Below are 15,794 nucleotides of genomic sequence, written 5' to 3'. Positions count from 1 at the left end.
GGTCCCCCCCAAAAATAACACCCGCCCCCTCCCCCCCCCCCCCCCCCGTGCCACGGCGCCCGCGGCTCCTCTCCCCACGCCCCCTTTTTTTGGCTTCGGCCGCGGGCCGGCCCCCCCCCGGGGGCCCGCGGCAAGTCACGGATGTACTGGCGGTCGCGCGAGAAGCGCGCCGGAGCGAAAGACCCCGACAAGCCGAAGCAGCAGATTGCTGCCGGCCCGGCCAAAACGCTCCCGATCAGGCTACCAAGCATGGGAAGGCGGGATTTTGTCCCGCCTTTTTGCTGTCTGGATTTTAAACGCCGACAATTGGCGAAACCGGCGATACAGCTCCTTCTCCCCGTATAGTGACGGGGAGAAGGACGCTTTCGCCGAAGCTTTCGCCAATTGTCAACGTTGCTCAGCAAAGTCGGCGAGTTGCACTCAACCCACCCACTCCAGCGGCACATGCCCCGGATCGGTCTCGACCCTTTTCAGCCAGGCGGCCACCGCCGGATAGGCGTCGAGCTGGAAGCCACCCATCTCGGCCGTATGCGTATAGGCATAGAGCGCAATGTCGGCGACGCTCAGAGCATCGCCGGCAAAGAACGTGCTGCCAGCCAGGTGCTTGTTCATGACGCCGAGCGCCTTGTTGCCGCGCTCCAGCGTCACCGCCAGCCGCTCCGGCGTCGCATCCTTGGCTCTTTCAGGGAAGGTCAGCAGCGCCCTGCGCACGGCGATATAAGGCTCGTGGCTGTATTGCTCGAAGAACAGCCACTGATAGGCCAGCGCGCGTTCGTATCTGTCCGCCGGCAGAAACCGCGTGCCTTCGGCGAGATAGAGCAGGATGGCATTGGATTCGGCCAGCCGGCGGCCGTCGTCGAGTTCGAGCAGCGGCACCATGGCGTTCGGGTTTTTCGCGACATAGTCGGGCTTGCGCGTGTCGCCGGTGTGCGAGCTGACCTCGACGTTGGTGAAAGCGATGCCGAGCTTGGCCATCAACAGGCGCGGCTTGTAGCAATTGCCGCTGTCGATCATTCCATAGAGTATCATCGGTGCTCCCCCTTGCTCGCAACCACCCGTCTCAGGGCTTGATCCAGCCTCTATCGCGGCAGCGGCGGCTTCATCCAGTGATTTGTTTTGGCGTAACCATCAGCGCCGCTGATGCATTTCAGGATATATCGAGATTCAAGTCAGGCCGAGCCGAGAAGGGTGGGTTCCGAGAACCGGAGCGGAGCGTACTTTGGGTACGTGAGCACCGGAAGCGCAGGAAACCGCCGTTCGCAGGCCGGCATCACTTGAATCTCGACATATCCTAGCCGAACAAGGGGATGACGTTGTTATCCCTGCCAAGCAGCCTGTCGATCGACAGAGGCTCCTCGTCGAACAGCGTACCGGCCAGCGCCGGCCGGGCAAGGTAAAAGCCCTGCAGCAGGTCGACGCCGCCATCCAGCGCGACGCGCAGATGCGTGGCGTTCTCGACGCCTTCGACCAGCACCTTGGCGCCACGGTCGTGCAGCGTCGAAACCAGCGGCCGGAAAAACCGCTCGGCGGCGGCATGGCGGCAGAATTCTGCGAACCAGGTGCCGTCGATCTTGACGATGTCGGGCTGCACCAGCGCTACCCTTTCTTCGGTCGAATGCCCGGTGCCGAAATCGTCGATGGCGATGCGGACGCCGTCGCGCCGCATCTCGCGCGCCAGGCTGACAAGCACCTTGTCGCCGGCCGCCTGTTCGGTGATCTCGCAGACCAGCATGCCAGGATGCAGGCCGAAATCCGCCAGATGCCTGGTCATCAGCCTGATTTCGGCCAGCGCCCGTGCGGGGTCATCGTTGATCAGCGGATTGTAATTGAAGAACAGGTCGAGCCCGTCGACGCCGATGTTGCGGAAGTTGCGCAAATGCAGCACCCGGCACATGGTTTCGACAAACAGCCGATCCCCTGCCGGCACACCTTCGAAGAAGATTTGCGGCGCCACCGGCCTGCCTGCGCGATGCGGCTCGATCAGTCCCTCGACCGCGACGGCGGCAAGAAACCTGCCGCGCGGCGCGAAGACCGGCTGGTAGGCGCTCCTCAGCCGGAATGCGCCGTAGACGCCATATTCGATGCCGACCTCGTCGGCAAAGATCGCTTCGCCGACCTTGCGCCGCATGTCGGCCCGCCCGGTCACGGTGCCACCCTGCGCCCGAAAGCCCGCATCGGTCGCCGCGAGGTCGAAACGGCCGTGGGCACTTTGTCCTTATCGGGCGACACCGCTGATGCCTGCCCGGCCTTGTCGAAGACGTGAAAGCTGGTCGGTGCAAGCTCCGGGCGTGCCAGCACGAAGCCTTGCACCATCGAGGCGCCCGACTTTTCGGCGAGCTCGAGCTGCCAGCCCGTCTCGATGCCCTCGAATACCGTACGGATGCCTTGCTCTTCGAAGCTGGTCACCATAGCGGTCAGCAAGGCGAAGCCGGCACCGGATTCCATCAGCGTCATAATCCAGTCGGCGTCGAACTTGACGATGTCTGGCCTGAGTTCCTTGATGCGATTGATGTCGGATTCGTCGGCGCCGTAATCGTCGACGGCAATGCGCAAACCATTGCCCCTGAGCGCCTCGACGAAATTGTAGAGCGTTTCCTGCGACGCAGATTTCTGTTCGGTGACCTCGCAGACGACGCGGCGCGGATCGATGTCGGCCTCGTGCAGCACCAGCCGCATTTCGCGCAGCGCCTTGTCGGCGATGCTGCGGTCGGTGAACACCGATGGATCGAAATTGATGAAGATGGAGGCGTCTCGCGGCAGGCAGGCGCCGGCGTTCAGAAGGTGCAGCGTCCGTGTCAGCGCCTCGATATGCAGGCGGTCGACCGCCGGACAGCTGTTGAAGAAACTCATTGGCGGCTGCGGCTCGCCTTCGCGGAACGGCCGGATCAGCCCCTCGAACGCGACGACGGAAAGCTTGCCCTTGTTGAAGGCGAAGATCGGCTGGAACGCGCTTTGCAGCGTATAGACCCCCCAGACACCGCTGGCGGTGCCGTCATCATGGCGGATGATATGGGCAAGCCCGATGCTGCGCGTCACGGTTCCTCGCTGTGCGAGACTGGCGGACCGGCTACGGTCCCTGCCGTTCTAGCTTTTACCGATCGTTGGTGAATTTATTGTTTCCAGCATTGCGCGCTGGCTCATTCGACAATGCCTGCGCTGGGCTTGCGCTTGACCAGATGATGCGACATGAGAGGCGCCGCGGCGCCTTCGCCCGCCGGTCTTTTCTGGAGATATCTGTCATGGCCTTTCTTGCCGACGTCCTTTCCCGCGTAAAGCCTTCCGCGACCATCGCGGTGACGCAGAAGGCGCGCGAGCTGAAAAACGCCGGCCGCGACGTGATCGGGCTGGGCGCCGGCGAGCCGGACTTCGACACCCCCGACAACATCAAGAACGCCGCGATCGAGGCCATCCGCCGCGGCGAGACGAAGTATCCGCCGGTATCCGGCATCGTGCCGCTGCGCGATGCGATCGCAAAAAAATTCAAGCGCGAGAATAATCTCGACTACCGGCCGGAGCAGACCATCGTCGGCACCGGCGGCAAGCAGATCCTGTTCAACGCCTTCATGGCGACGCTGAACCCCGGCGACGAAGTGATCATCCCGCGGCCCTACTGGGTGAGTTATCCCGAAATGGTGGCGATCTGCGGCGGCACCTCGGCCTTTGCCGACACCTCGATCGACAACGGCTTCAAGCTGACGGCGGCCGTGCTGGAAAAGGCGATCACGCCGCGCACCAAATGGCTGTTGATGAACTCGCCGTCGAACCCTTCGGGCGCAGCCTACACCGAAGCGGAACTCAAGAGCCTGGCCGACGTGCTGTTGAAGCATCCCCATGTCTGGGTGCTGACCGACGACATGTACGAGCACCTGACCTATGGCGACTTCGTCTTCAAGACCATCGCCGAGGTCGAGCCTAAGCTCTATGAGCGCACGCTGACGATGAACGGCGTGTCGAAGGCCTATGCCATGACCGGCTGGCGCATCGGCTACGCGGCAGGCCCGGTGCCGCTGATCAAGGCGATGGACATGATCCAGGGCCAGCAGACCTCCGGCGCCTGCACCATCGCCCAATGGGCGGCGGTCGAAGCGCTGAACGGCCCGCAGGATTTCATCCCGAAGAACAAGGCGATCTTCCAGGGCCGGCGCGATCTCGTCGTCTCGATGCTCAACCAGGCGCGCGGCATCACCTGCCCATCGCCGGAGGGTGCGTTCTACGTCTATCCCTCCTGTGCCCAGCTGATCGGCAGGAAGACCAAGAGCGGCAAGGTGATCGACAGCGACGAAACCTTCTGTTCGGAACTGCTCGAGGCCGAGGGCGTGGCGGTTGTTTTCGGCTCGGCCTTTGGCCTAGGCCCGAACTTCCGCATCTCCTACGCCACGTCGGAGGCTCTGCTCGAAGAGGCCTGCACCCGCATCCAGCGCTTTACCGCCGCGCTGGTCTGAGACGTTTCAGCCGCCATACTGCTCGTCGTTCACCTTCTCCAGCCAATCGACATGCACACCCTCGAGCGCCTCCTGCATGGCGATGTGGGTCATCGCCGATTTGGGCGCGGCGCCGTGCCAATGCTTTTCGCCGGCCGCAAAGGAGATGACGTCGCCGGCCCTGATCTCCTGCAGCGGCCCGCCCCAGCTTTGCACGAGACCGGCACCGGACGTGACATAGAGCGTCTGGCCAAGCGGATGCGTGTGCCAGTGGGTGCGGGCGCCGGGCTCGAAGCTGACCAGCGTGGCTCTGAGCCGCGCCGGTGCCTCTTTCTCGATGATCGGCGTCTGCAAAACCCGGCCAGTGAAGTATTTTTCCGGCGCAACAATCGTCGGCACGCTGCCGCAGGCAATAATCTTCATCGTCGCAAGTCCTCGATTCAATCCAGTGTCTTAGACCCTACCACTTTCGTCCGATGCCGGCTGCATCTCCTGCCGGCTGCGGGCAAAACGCGGCCAGAACAGACCGGTCCGCGTGCGGTAAGCGTCGTAGGCATCGGCCAACCTTGTCCGCGAAAATTTTCGCTCTTCGTCCAAGGCTGCGATCACGTAGATCGTAACGATGCCGGCGACCGGCACCACCGCCCAGACCGACCAGGTCGCGATACCCCATCCGATCCAGAAGATGATGTAGGACGTGTAGAACGGATGCCGGACATGGAGATAAGGGCCTTCGGTCACCAGGCTGTCGGGATTGTCAGGATCGAATGCGAACCGCAGCCCCGCCTTGCGGGAGACCGAGATCGCCCACCAGAACAGCGCCGAGCTTGCCAGTTCGATGGCGAGCCCGCCGATCTTCGCCGCCACCGGCTGCCGCTCGATCCACAGCAGCGCAAGAAAGAACAGCGCCGTGCCGACCACGACGGCCGAAATGATCATCGCGCCTTGAGACATGGTCTGCGACTGGAAATGCGCGCGCATCGACCAGGCATATTGGCCGAGCGTCGCGATGCTGCTGATCGAGACGAGAAGGTCGAGCGTGGATTCCATCATCAGGCTCCGGGGGTTAGCTGTGGTGGATTCGTTCATCATACCCGGCGCAAGCCGAGAAATCATTTCTTAACCACCGTTCTAAACAACATGGTGACCTCGGCATGCGATGTTGACCTGGAGACAATCCCAAGGTCCAAACCAGATATGGCCGTTTCCCACCGCACGATCCGCACGCCGCAAGCGGATTTGCGCCTCAGCCAGTCGTCGGGACCCGGCATCCCGCTTGTCCTGATCCACGGCTCGGGCAGTTCGCGCGCCGTATTCGCCCGCCAGTTCGACAGCCCGTTGGCCGCTGCCCATCGGTTGATTGCTTTCGACCTGCCCGGCCATGGCGAATCGTCGGACGCCCGCAATCCGGCGACGGACTACACCATCGCCGGCCTTGCCCAATCGGCGGCTCAGCTCCTCAATGCCTTGGGCATCGGCCGCGCCGTCGTCTTCGGCTGGTCGCTTGGCGGGCACGTGGCAATCGAACTCGCGAGTTTTCACCGCGCCGTCGGCGGGCTGATGCTGACCGGCGCGCCGCCGGTATCGAAGGGTCCTTTCGGCATGCTGCGCGGCTTCCACGCGCATTGGGACATGCTGCTGGCGTCCAAAAAGACGTATTCCGAACGCGATGCCGAGCGCTTCGAGACGCTGTGTTTCGGCGACACCGCCGATCCGTCCTTTCGCCAAGCCATCCTGCGCACCGACGGCCGGCTGCGCGCCGCGGTGACGCGCGGCATGCTCACCGGCAAGGGCGCCGACCAGAGACAGGTGGTCGAGCAAGCCGCGTTTCCGGTCGCTATCGTCAATGGCGAGAACGATCCGTTCGTCCGGCTCGGCTATTTTGAGACACTCGCATACGGCTCGCTGTGGGAGCATTGCCACATCATCGCCGGCGCCGGGCATGCGCCTTTCTGGGAGCGTGCGGACCTGTTCAATCCGTTGCTCGCGCGCTTTGCCGAGACGGTGGCGGTGCAGCGCGTGGACGCAACGCCACTGGCGTCGCGCCGAACCGGCACCGGCTGAACCGGCCTCAACTTCAAATCCCTTCAACCTCAAATCCCTTGCCCTCCCGGCCTGCCCGTGGGACGATGCCCTTTGGGTAGGTGGCAAATTGAAAAAAGCCTCGCCCGCGACGGCCGACAGGCCGGCCGCCGCTTACAGGGAAACGCCTGAGTGGAGGTCAGCCATGGGTACTCGCGCCGGAGGACGACGCACGGGACCGAAATGCATTGCCATAGTCGGTCCCTTCGCAAGCGGTAAGACGACACTTCTCGAAGCCATACTCGCCCGTACAGGCGCCATTCCCCGCCAGAATCCCGTTTCGTCCGGAAATACCGTTTCCGATCATTCGCCCGAGGCGCGCGCTCACGGCATGAGCGTCGAGGCGACCTTCGCCACCACCGATTTCATGGGCGAGCCGTTCACCTTCGTCGATTGTCCCGGCTCCATCGAATTCTCCTTCGAAGCCGAGCCGGTGCTGGCCGCCTGCGACGTCGCCGTGGTCGTTGCCGAGGCCGACGAGAAGAAGATCCCTGCCCTGCAGCTGATCATGCGCAAGCTCGACGAGCTCGGCGTGCCGCGCATGCTGTTCCTGAACAAGGTCGACAAGGCGATAGCAGGTGTGCGCGACACGCTGAAGATGCTGCAGCCGGCAAGCTCGGTGCCATTACTGCTGCGCCAGATCCCGCTGCGCAAGGACGCCGTCGTCATCGGCTCGATCGACCTCGCTCTGGAGCGTGCCTACATCTACCGCGAATATGCCGAGAGCGAGGTCGCCCAGATCCCGAGCGACGACAAGGCGCGCGAGCTCGAGGCGCGCTTTTCCATGCTGGAGACGCTCGCCGACCATGACGACCGGCTGATGGAGCAATTGCTGGACGAGATCGAACCGCCGAAGGATGCGATCTTCGACGATCTTGCCGCCGACCTGCGCGACGGCATGGTGACGCCGGTGCTGATCGGCACCGCCGAGAAGGGCAATGGCGTGCTGCGCCTGTTGAAGGCGATCCGTCACGACGCACCCGACATCGAGGCGACGCGCCAGCGCCTCGGCGCTCCCGATGGCAATGCCACCGTGGTCCAGGTGATGAAGACCATCCACACCGCGCATGGCGGCAAGCTGTCTGTGTCGCGCATCCTGTCCGGCCAGGTCGCCGACGCCGCCGAGCTGTTCCTTTCCAATGGCGAAACGGCAAAGGTCTCCGGCATCTACAAGATGCTCGGCAAGGACCAGGTCAAGCTGACTTCGGCCAAGGCCGGCGACACGGTCGCGCTCGGCAAGCTGGACGCCGTCAGGACCGGCCAGACGCTGAGCTCGACCAAGGGCGGCATCCAGCCGCTGGTCACGCTGGCGCCGCCGCAACCGGTCTTCGCCTTCGCGCTGCGGCCGAAAGAGCGCAAGGACGAGGTCAAGATGTCGGCGGCCATCCAGCGCCTGGCCGAGGAAGATCCCTCACTCAACCTGCATCACAACCAGGATTCGGCCGAAACCGTGCTGTCCGGCCATGGCGAGATGCATCTGCGCGTCGTGCGCGAGCGGCTGGAAGGCAAGAACCAGATCCCGGTCGAAGGCCATGTGCCGGCCGTGCCCTACCGCGAGACGATCCGCAAAGCGACGCAGCAGCGCGGCCGCCACAAGAAACAATCAGGCGGCCACGGCCAGTTCGGCGACGTCGTGATTGAGATCAAACCGCTGCCGCGCGGGTCAGGCTTCCAGTTCACCGATACGATCACCGGCGGCGTCGTGCCGAAGACCTACATCCAGTCGGTCGAGACCGGCGTGCGTGACTACCTGAAGTCCGGGCCGCTCGGCTTCCCGGTCGTCGATGTTGCCGTCAACCTTTCCGACGGCTCCTACCATGCGGTCGATTCCTCCGACATGGCCTTCCAGATGGCAGCGAAGCTGGCGATGAAAGAAGGCATGGCCGCGTGCTCGCCGGTGCTGCTCGAGCCGGTGATGAAGGTCGAGATCGTCACGCCGTCCGACGCGACGTCGAAGATCATTGCGCTGATCCCGCAGCGGCGCGGCCAGATCCTCGGCTACGACGCGCGGCCCGACTGGCCCGGATGGGACGTCGTCGAGGCGACCATGCCGCAAGCCGAGATCGGCGACCTCATCATCGAGCTGCGCTCGGCCACGGCGGGTGTCGCCAGCTACCGGGCCGTCTTCGACCACATGGCCGAACTCACCGGGCGGTTGGCCGACGAAGCGCTGAACGCCAACGGCAAGGCCGCCTGAGCTGCCTTTGCGGCCCAACAGGAAACGGCGCCCGGATCATTCGGGCGCCGTTTCTTGCGGACCGTCTTCGTGGGAGGCGAAACGGCAGGTCCGCCGCATGCTTGCCGCCGGTGTTTTGGCGGAGGAAGGTTCGGACGCGGTAGCTGCCTGAGCCCGGGTCGTCCGAGTGATGCCCCCATCCCCCGGACGAGCCACACCGCGTCCTGTACTCTGCTTAATCGATTTGGCGCGCCCGCGGCATGTTACCCGAGGTTACATGTCACTGTTACGCGACCGTTCCGGTCGATTTTCTGGCGATGTGTTGGTTTCGGGCAACAAAAAAGCCGGATCAATGAAGACCCGGCTGAGTTTGATTGGAAGTGCCTGTTAGGGCTAACCTCCAGAGGGGAACACTCGAGAGCGCTAATGGGAGGAGAACGCGCTCAGGAGATGATCTATATATGTGCTCTTCATGCCCAAGAAACAAGCATCTATTTTGCAACACTCACATGCAAAAAGGCGCCGGCTGTGGTCTAATCCGTCCCGAAGCGCAATAGGACCAGTTGAATCGCTGAAATACAGCCTGCGGCAAGGCAAAAATCGATCCACGGCCGCGAATCAGCAGCGATTCCTGCTCGGAAAATCGAAAAACGCAGGATGACGTGGAATCGTGCAGCACGCGTTTGTTTTTTCGGCAGCCAGACCTTGCTGGTGCATGCCGCCCAAAAGCCCGCCATCGAGCTTGACCTGAGGGTGCAGCGGTTTGGGTTACATGCCGGACAAGACCTGAAGCGCGTTGCAGGAGACCGTTCAAGGCCGCGCCCGTAAGGAGAGCTATATGCGAGCCACTTCGGCGATCGCCGGCAGCGTCATCTTCCTTGCTGTAGCGCCCGGCGTGGTCGCCGGACTGTTGCCCTGGCTGCTGACCGATCGCTATCGCCTGCCCTGGTCGCGACTGCCCGGTTTCGTTCCTGTGGGCTGGCTGCTGGTTGTCGCCGGCACAGCCATACTGCTGCACGCCTTTGCCCGGTTTGCCCTGGAGGGCCTGGGTACCCCCGCCCCGGTCGCGCCGACCGAGAGGCTGGTCGTCGGCGGCATCTGCCGCCACGTCCGCAATCCGATGTACGTCGCCGTGCTGTCGATCGTCCTCGGCCAGGCATTGCTGTTTTCGAGCTGGACGGTCGCCGCCTATCTAGGTCGTGAACCCATAAAGGGTTGCGGAGTGAGCGGGCTCATGCTCTGACGGTGCAGCAAGCCGATCCGCGAGACACTGATGCGTAGCGAGAACGTCGAGATACTATCGGACAAGACCAATGCCGCTGTCATGCGGCATCCTGGTCGGGCCTTCCCCGGCGTTCTCGTTCAGGGTGACAGCCTTTATATTCTGTGTCAGCGAGCGGATCTGGCCTGCAAGGAAGTCGGGCGAGGTTCGCCGGGTTACGACGAACTGAATGATCTTCGCAACGCTCTGTGGTCATATCTCAACCATTATAAGGTTACACTGCTGGAGCACGACATAGCGCTTCCCTTCTCAGAACAGCAGGCACCCTGAAGCCGGCCTTTCAATATCGTCGCTGATGTGATTCAGCGGCTGTATGAGCCGATATGATCTGACCGACTTCGAATGGCGCGTGATCCAACCGCTCCTGCCAACAAGCCGCGAGGCGTGCCGCGCGTGGACGACCGCCGCGTGCTGAACGGCATCTTCGGGTGCTACGATCAGGCGCACCGTGGCGCGACCTGCCGGAGCGTTATGGACCGCGCACGACCTGTTACAACCGCTTCGTGCGATGGCGAAAAGCAGGCGTGTGGCATCGGCTCATGGACGCTGTCAGTGCCGCGCATGACGGTGAAATCCAGATGATCGACAGCACTTCTATCCGGGCGCACCAGCAGGCTGCGACAGGAAAAAAGGGGATGCAGATCAATGTCTCGGCCGCTCCCGAGGCGGGCTCACGACCAAGATCCACGTGGTCGTCGATGCGTGCGGGCTGCCGATCCGGCTCGGCCTGACAGCAGGGCAAGCCCATGACGGGCAGATCGTCGATACATTCCTCGACCACCTCGGTCCGCGCGCCATCGTGCTGGCGGACAAGGCCTATGATGCCGACCGCATCCGGGAGCTGATCCAGCAGCAGGGTGCCACGCCGAACATCCCGGCCAAGCGCAACCGGAGTGGAAACCCTGCTTCAGCAAGCGGCTCTATCGCGAGCGCAACCTGATCGAGCGGTTCTTCTCCAAGCTGAAGCACTTCCGTCGCGTCGCCACCCGCTACGACAAGCTGGCTGCCAACTTCCTCGCCATGATCCAGCTCGCTTCGATCAGGCTATGGCTTCGCGCTAATGAGTCTACGGCCTAGTCATCGCCGCGGCCGCCATGATCTCCTTCGTGAGACTATATGAGGAACCGACGCTTGCCCGCCGCTACGGTGACGAATATGAGGCCTATCGCCGTGCCGTACCAGGCTGGCTGCCCCGCCTGACACCTTGGCGCGGCTGAGGCAGGCTCCAAGGCCGTCACCACGGCAGCGGGCCGTCCTCGTTCGAGAACGTGCCCGTCGGGCCGTTCGCATCGAGAAGGGCGAGGCGCACGGGCTCCCGCGCGGCCTGTTCGACGGTGCGCGGACCTTGGAAGTTGTTGAGCTCCGTCGCGGTGTAGCCCGGGCAGGCAGCGTTGACCTTGATGCCGGTCTCCTCGAGCTCGATGGCGAAGGCGAGCGTCATCGCGTTGACGGCCGTCTTCGACGGGTTGTAAACGGCGCCAAACGAAGTGCGGTACGGAAAGGCCGGATCCGCGTTCAATGTCAGCGAGCCGGCGCCGCTCGATACGTTGACGATACGCGCCGCCGGCGCCTCACGAAGGAGCCGCAGCATCGCTTGCGTGACGGCGACGATGCCAAACACGTTCGTCTCGAACACCGCGCGTACGTCGTCGAGAGAGGCAACACTCGGGCGGCCCGAGTTGATGATCTCCTCGAACGACGTGCCGGGCTTTCCCGCATGGGAGATGCCGGCATTGTTCACCAGCACGTCGAGGCGGCCGAGTTCGATGCGGATGCGCTCTGCCGCGGCGGCGATCGACGCCTGATCGGTGACGTCGAGCTGCAGGGCGTGGGCATCCTCTCCGATGCTATTTGCGGCTGCCTCGGCATGCTCGAGCCTGCGCGATCCTACGAGCACGGTAAGGCCGTTCGCCGCGAGGTCCTTGGCGATCTGAAGACCGATGCCCTTGTTGGCCCCGGTGACCAGGGCGACGGGTTTGTCCTGCATGGTAATCTCCTTTTGTGCACCGATGTGTGGCCAACACCGCTTTGCCGTGCTAGATACAAGTCAAACGGAACCACGTTCCACATATATCCGGAACAAGGTTCCGTTTGCAAGAGGTAATTTGATGGGCGAAAAAACGCCGAACGGCAAAACGGATCAAGGCGATGGTCTGGAACCCCGCGACCGCGCGGATCGCCACGTGCGCGCCGACGCACGGCGCAACATCGACGCGTTGCTCCGGGCGGCCATGGCGGTGTTCGCGACCTCCGGCGTGGAGGCTCCGGTGCGAGAGATCGCGGAAAAGGCTGGCGTCGGCGTCGGCACCGTCTACCGCCATTTTCCACAGCGCTCGGACCTGATCGTGGCCGTCTTCCGCAACGAGGTTGACGCCTGTGCGGACGCCGCGCCGATCCTGGCCGGAAAGCATGAGCCCGGTGAAGCGCTGGCCCTGTGGATGCAGCGCTATGTGGATTTCATCACGGCAAAACGCGGCCTCGCGGCAGCCTTGTACTCAGGCAATCCGGCATTCGACACTTTGCCTGCCTATTTCAACCAACGGCTCCGGCCCGCGCTTCAAACATTGCTGGAGGCGGCGGCCGCGGCCGGCGAGGTGCGCGCCGATATCGAGCCGGGCGACCTGTTGGGGGCGGCCGCCAGCCTTGCCATGCCGGCACATGGCGGCGGCCCTGCCCAGGCGCGGCGCATGGTTGCCCTGCTGGTCGACGGTTTGCGCTACGGCGCCAGCACGCTGGCGGATACGCGTTCCTAAAGCGCGTTGCGTTCGACCGACCTGATGCGACGCGCTTTAGGTTCTTGTTTGATGCATGTCCTTATCGCAAAACCGCTGCACGCTTTTGCGCGACATGCATTAAATCAGAACGACCAGCTGCGCGCCTTGGCGATGATGAAATCGCGGAAGACATGCAGCTTCGCCTGGTTCTTCATCGCATCGGGATAGGCGAAATAGGTATCGAAGGACGGCACTTCGGTCTCGGGCAGCAACTGCACCAGTCCGGAATCCTTGCTGACCACGTAATCCGGCAGCATGGCGATGCCGGCGCCGCCCTGCACCGCCCGCTTGATCGACAATATGTCGTTGATCTGCAGCGTCGGCACCCTTTGCCCGCCTTCGAAATCGCCGACCGTCTCCAGCCAGTTCAGTTCCGACAGATGCGCCGGCACCGGCACGCCGAAGGTGACGATGCGATGGGTTTTCAGCTCGGCGATCGAATTCGGCTTGCCGTATTTGTTTACATAGGATGGCGCCGCGTAGAGATGGAAATGCACGGTGAACAGGCGGCGCTGGATGAGGTCCGGCTGCTGCGGCTGGCGCAGCCGGATGGCGCAGTCGGCCTGGCGCATCGTGAGATCGAGCTCCTCATTGGCCAGGATGAGCTGCAGGCTGACCTCGGGATAGAGCTCGATGAATTCCTGCACGCGCTCTGTCAGCCAGCCGGCGCCGAGGCCGACCGTGGTCGTCACCCTGAGCACGCCGGAGGGCCGGTCCTTGGTTTCGGTCAGTCGCGACTTGATGGTTTCGAGCTTCATCAGCACGTCGTGCGCCGTGCGGAACAGCATCTCGCCCTGCTCGGTCAGCACCAGGCCGCGGGCATGGCGATTGAACAGCGGCACGCCGACGTCATGCTCGAGCGCGCTGACCTGCCGCGAGATCGCCGATTGCGACAAATGCAGTGTTTCCGCGGCATGGGTGAACGACCCCGCTTCCGCCGCGGCGTGAAACACGCGTAGCTTGTCCCAATCCAACGCCATGATTTCCCCTCGTCCTGTTTTCTGGCGTCCGCCTGTTTTCGGCGTCTGAATGAAAAATCAGGCTTTTGCGCGGCTTTTCTCAGCCGCTTATCGAACAATCACTCCGCCGCTTCGCGGTGAACCTCGATCCCCGCCAGATATTTTTCCGCCTCAAGCGCGGCCATGCAGCCGAGACCGGCCGCCGTCACCGCCTGGCGGTAGATGTCGTCGGTCACGTCGCCGGCGGCGAACACACCCGGCATATCGGTGCGGGTCGAATCCGGCGCCGTCCACAGATAGCCGTTCGGCTTCTGCTTCAGCTTGCCGGCAAACAGCTCGACCGCCGGCGCGTGGCCGATCGCCACGAACACGCCGTCGACCACCAGATGCATCTCCTGCCCGGTCACCACGTTGCGCAGCTTCAGCCCTTCGACCGACGGCGGCAGCGGCGCCTTGCCGGGCCTGCCGGTGATCTCGTCGACCACCGTGTCCCAGATGATGCGGACATTGTCTTTCCGCAGCAGCCGCTCGCGCAGGATGCGCTCGGCGCGGAAATCGCTGCGCCTGTGGATGACGGTGACGCTCTTGGCCAGGTTGGAGAGATAGAGCGCTTCCTCCACCGCCGAATTGCCGCCGCCGATCACCGCGACGTCCTTGCCGCGGTAGAAGAAGCCGTCGCAGGTGGCGCAGGCCGAGACGCCAAATCCCATAAAGGTGTGTTCGCTCGGGATGCCCAGCCATTTGGCCTGGGCGCCGGTGGCGATGATCAGCGCGTCGGCGGTATAGATCGTGCCGGAATCGCCCTTGGCGCGGAACGGCCGCACGTTGAGGTCGACCTCGGTGATGATGTCGTTGACGATGTCGGTGCCGACATGCTCGGCCTGCCTGAGCATCTCGCTCATCAGCCATGGACCCTGGATCGGTTCGGCGAAGCCCGGATAGTTTTCGACATCGGTGGTGATCATCAGTTGCCCGCCCTGCTGCAGGCCGGCGACCAGCATCGGCTTGAGCATGGCGCGGGCGGCATAGATCGCCGCCGTATAGCCGGCGGGGCCGGAGCCGATGATGAGAACAGGCGCATGCTTGGTGATCATGAAAAACCTCTGCGGGGAGCAGCCATGGATTGTGGCATGAACTCTCGTCGATTGTTGCGCGTAATGTAAGTGTTGCCTGCGACGCCAGCAAGGCAAGTTGCCGTTCGTCCCCGGAAAGCTTCGGCGCCGGCGACGGCGACAAGCAACCCGCAGCAAGATGATGCGAAAATCCTCGATCCAGCGGATGGAATAGACAGCAAAGTCGTTTAATTACAAAGTCGCGAAAGATTCTTTCGCGTCACCACGGAAGCCACCATGCCGATCAAGGCCGATCTCGATGCCATCGACTGGAAGATCCTGCGCGAGCTTCAGCAGGACGGACGCATGACCAATGTCGAACTGTCGAGCCGCGTCGGCATTTCGGCGCCGCCGTGCCTGCGCCGCGTCAGGCGGCTGGAAGAGGCCGGCATCATCCGCGGCTACCGCGCTTTGCTCAACGCTCCGGCGCTCGGCCTCGACGTCGTCGCCTTCTGTCTGATCGGCCTGCATCACCAGGCCGACGCCGAACTCAAGACCTTCGCCGAGCGCACCCGCGGCTGGCCGATCGTGCGCGACGCCTGGATGGTGTCGGGCGAGTCCGATTTCCTGCTACATTGCGTGGCGAGCGATCTCGGCACCTTCCAGACCTTCGTCATCGAGGAACTGGCCTCGGCCCCCAATGTCGATACGGTGCGAACCGCGCTGACCATCCGCCGGGTCAAAGACGAAGGGCTGGTGGCGTTTTCGGGTTGAGAGAGCAGGCAAAGCGGCTGCGAAACAAAAACCCGGAAACAAAAAACCCGCCTCGGCGGACGGGATCGTCGGTGGAAATCATCACCATACCCAAATTATTAGCATAGCTGCCGGCACAAAGCAAGAACAAAATTGCGCCTTCAGCGTTAGAATGCGGCTTCATGCCAGCTTGGGTTCCTCGCCCCACGAAAGTGGGGAGAGGTGGCTCGGCGAAGCCGAGACGGAGAGGGGAACCGCGCTCTACGAAGCCCCCTCACCCGGCGCGGGGGCGCCC

Annotated in this window: 15 protein-coding genes and 3 pseudogenes; 9 read left to right on the top strand and 9 right to left on the bottom strand. The window is 63.3% G+C overall.

Features of this window, described 5'->3' with window-relative positions; genetic code table 11:
* Positions 1 to 420 precede the first annotated feature (420 nt).
* The 3 genes from NKH16_RS33695 to NKH16_RS33685 all read right to left on the bottom strand — a co-directional run bounded on the left by NKH16_RS33695 (position 421) and on the right by NKH16_RS33685 (position 3,036).
* Positions 421 to 1,029: a glutathione S-transferase family protein gene (locus NKH16_RS33695; RefSeq protein ID WP_352749517.1), complete on the bottom strand. Its 609-nt coding sequence runs from the start codon at positions 1,027 to 1,029 to the stop codon at positions 421 to 423.
* 262 nt (positions 1,030 to 1,291) lie between these two features.
* Entirely contained in the window at positions 1,292 to 2,146 is an 855-nt protein-coding gene (locus NKH16_RS33690; RefSeq protein WP_352903772.1) for an EAL domain-containing protein, read from the bottom strand.
* Positions 2,143 to 3,036 (bottom strand): EAL domain-containing protein, encoded by an 894-nt coding sequence (locus NKH16_RS33685; protein ID WP_352705348.1) that lies wholly within the window; start codon positions 3,034 to 3,036, stop codon positions 2,143 to 2,145. The genes NKH16_RS33690 and NKH16_RS33685 overlap by 4 nt, the downstream gene beginning before the upstream one ends.
* A 203-nt stretch (positions 3,037 to 3,239) precedes the next feature.
* Here NKH16_RS33685 and NKH16_RS33680 point away from each other — a divergent pair, with 203 nt between their 5' ends.
* Entirely contained in the window at positions 3,240 to 4,442 is a 1,203-nt protein-coding gene (locus tag NKH16_RS33680) for a pyridoxal phosphate-dependent aminotransferase (protein ID WP_352705346.1), read from the top strand.
* 6 nt (positions 4,443 to 4,448) lie between these two features.
* On the opposite strand, the gene NKH16_RS33675 is transcribed toward NKH16_RS33680, so the two are convergent.
* Entirely contained in the window at positions 4,449 to 4,844 is a 396-nt protein-coding gene (locus NKH16_RS33675; protein ID WP_023678338.1) for a (R)-mandelonitrile lyase, read from the bottom strand.
* Positions 4,845 to 4,874: 30 nt separating this feature from the next.
* Entirely contained in the window at positions 4,875 to 5,471 is a 597-nt protein-coding gene (locus NKH16_RS33670) for a methyltransferase family protein (protein WP_352622197.1), read from the bottom strand.
* Between the two features lie 147 nt (positions 5,472 to 5,618).
* Here NKH16_RS33670 and NKH16_RS33665 point away from each other — a divergent pair, with 147 nt between their 5' ends.
* Positions 5,619 to 6,485 carry an alpha/beta fold hydrolase gene (locus NKH16_RS33665; RefSeq protein WP_352744485.1) on the top strand — a complete coding sequence of 289 codons (867 nt, stop codon included), beginning with the start codon at positions 5,619 to 5,621 and terminating at the stop codon, positions 6,483 to 6,485.
* 163 nt (positions 6,486 to 6,648) lie between these two features.
* Entirely contained in the window at positions 6,649 to 8,700 is a 2,052-nt protein-coding gene (locus tag NKH16_RS33660) for an elongation factor G (RefSeq protein ID WP_352749521.1), read from the top strand.
* Positions 8,701 to 9,212: 512 nt separating this feature from the next.
* Here the strand turns inward: NKH16_RS33660 and NKH16_RS33655 are convergent.
* A complete protein-coding gene (locus tag NKH16_RS33655; RefSeq protein ID WP_352744481.1) occupies positions 9,213 to 9,416 on the bottom strand; it encodes a hypothetical protein in 204 nt (67 codons plus the stop codon).
* Positions 9,417 to 9,517: 101 nt separating this feature from the next.
* Between NKH16_RS33655 and NKH16_RS33650 the strand changes: the two are divergent.
* The 4 genes and pseudogenes from NKH16_RS33650 to NKH16_RS33635 all read left to right on the top strand — a co-directional run.
* A pseudogene (locus NKH16_RS33650) lies at positions 9,518 to 9,871 on the top strand (methyltransferase family protein); the annotation flags it as partial.
* Between the two features lie 81 nt (positions 9,872 to 9,952).
* Positions 9,953 to 10,231, top strand: a complete 279-nt coding sequence (locus NKH16_RS33645; RefSeq protein ID WP_352458679.1) for a DUF6959 family protein — start codon at positions 9,953 to 9,955, stop codon at positions 10,229 to 10,231.
* Positions 10,232 to 10,274: 43 nt separating this feature from the next.
* Positions 10,275 to 11,038: pseudogene (locus NKH16_RS33640) on the top strand (IS5 family transposase).
* A pseudogene (locus NKH16_RS33635) lies at positions 11,038 to 11,178 on the top strand (isoprenylcysteine carboxyl methyltransferase); the annotation flags it as partial. The pseudogenes NKH16_RS33640 and NKH16_RS33635, both read left to right, overlap by 1 nt.
* 17 nt (positions 11,179 to 11,195) lie before the next feature.
* Here NKH16_RS33635 and NKH16_RS33630 read toward each other — a convergent pair.
* On the bottom strand, positions 11,196 to 11,948 hold the full coding sequence (locus NKH16_RS33630) for an SDR family oxidoreductase (RefSeq protein ID WP_352749912.1): 753 nt from the start codon (positions 11,946 to 11,948) through the stop codon (positions 11,196 to 11,198).
* Between the two features lie 121 nt (positions 11,949 to 12,069).
* On the opposite strand from NKH16_RS33630, the gene NKH16_RS33625 reads away from it, so the two are divergent.
* Positions 12,070 to 12,714 (top strand): TetR/AcrR family transcriptional regulator, encoded by a 645-nt coding sequence (locus NKH16_RS33625; RefSeq protein WP_352458407.1) that lies wholly within the window; start codon positions 12,070 to 12,072, stop codon positions 12,712 to 12,714.
* Between the two features lie 104 nt (positions 12,715 to 12,818).
* Here NKH16_RS33625 and NKH16_RS33620 read toward each other — a convergent pair whose 3' ends face one another.
* The gene (locus tag NKH16_RS33620; RefSeq protein WP_023678345.1) at positions 12,819 to 13,715 is read right to left on the bottom strand and encodes a LysR family transcriptional regulator; all 897 of its coding nucleotides are present in this window, start codon (positions 13,713 to 13,715) and stop codon (positions 12,819 to 12,821) included.
* Positions 13,716 to 13,813: 98 nt separating this feature from the next.
* Positions 13,814 to 14,788, bottom strand: coding sequence for a thioredoxin-disulfide reductase (gene trxB, locus NKH16_RS33615; protein WP_352469805.1), 975 nt, complete (start codon positions 14,786 to 14,788; stop codon positions 13,814 to 13,816).
* A 255-nt stretch (positions 14,789 to 15,043) separates the two neighbouring features.
* On the opposite strand from trxB, the gene NKH16_RS33610 reads away from it, so the two are divergent.
* Positions 15,044 to 15,520, top strand: a complete 477-nt coding sequence (locus tag NKH16_RS33610) for an Lrp/AsnC family transcriptional regulator (RefSeq protein ID WP_352749915.1) — start codon at positions 15,044 to 15,046, stop codon at positions 15,518 to 15,520.
* Positions 15,521 to 15,794 lie beyond the last annotated feature (274 nt).

The sequence above is a fragment of the Mesorhizobium sp. M1307 genome (genome assembly GCF_040318155.1).
Lineage (GTDB): Bacteria > Pseudomonadota > Alphaproteobacteria > Rhizobiales > Rhizobiaceae > Mesorhizobium.
This window is presented reverse-complemented; position numbering and strand designations above follow the sequence as displayed.

Excerpts from the sequence above, each read along its gene's own strand:
- trxB (WP_352469805.1), bottom strand. The coding sequence starts at position 14,788 with ATGATCACCAAGCATGCGCCTGTTCTCATCATCGGCTCCGGCCCCGCC.
- NKH16_RS33620 (WP_023678345.1), bottom strand. The coding sequence starts at position 13,715 with ATGGCGTTGGATTGGGACAAGCTACGCGTGTTTCACGCCGCGGCGGAA.
- NKH16_RS33660 (WP_352749521.1), top strand. The coding sequence starts at position 6,649 with ATGGGTACTCGCGCCGGAGGACGACGCACGGGACCGAAATGCATTGCC.
- NKH16_RS33675 (WP_023678338.1), bottom strand. The coding sequence starts at position 4,844 with ATGAAGATTATTGCCTGCGGCAGCGTGCCGACGATTGTTGCGCCGGAA.
- NKH16_RS33670 (WP_352622197.1), bottom strand. The coding sequence starts at position 5,471 with ATGGAATCCACGCTCGACCTTCTCGTCTCGATCAGCAGCATCGCGACG.
- NKH16_RS33630 (WP_352749912.1), bottom strand. The coding sequence starts at position 11,948 with ATGCAGGACAAACCCGTCGCCCTGGTCACCGGGGCCAACAAGGGCATC.
- NKH16_RS33680 (WP_352705346.1), top strand. The coding sequence starts at position 3,240 with ATGGCCTTTCTTGCCGACGTCCTTTCCCGCGTAAAGCCTTCCGCGACC.
- NKH16_RS33645 (WP_352458679.1), top strand. The coding sequence starts at position 9,953 with ATGCGTAGCGAGAACGTCGAGATACTATCGGACAAGACCAATGCCGCT.
- NKH16_RS33695 (WP_352749517.1), bottom strand. The coding sequence starts at position 1,029 with ATGATACTCTATGGAATGATCGACAGCGGCAATTGCTACAAGCCGCGC.
- NKH16_RS33665 (WP_352744485.1), top strand. The coding sequence starts at position 5,619 with ATGGCCGTTTCCCACCGCACGATCCGCACGCCGCAAGCGGATTTGCGC.
- NKH16_RS33625 (WP_352458407.1), top strand. The coding sequence starts at position 12,070 with ATGGGCGAAAAAACGCCGAACGGCAAAACGGATCAAGGCGATGGTCTG.
- NKH16_RS33610 (WP_352749915.1), top strand. The coding sequence starts at position 15,044 with ATGCCGATCAAGGCCGATCTCGATGCCATCGACTGGAAGATCCTGCGC.
- NKH16_RS33655 (WP_352744481.1), bottom strand. The coding sequence starts at position 9,416 with ATGGCGGGCTTTTGGGCGGCATGCACCAGCAAGGTCTGGCTGCCGAAA.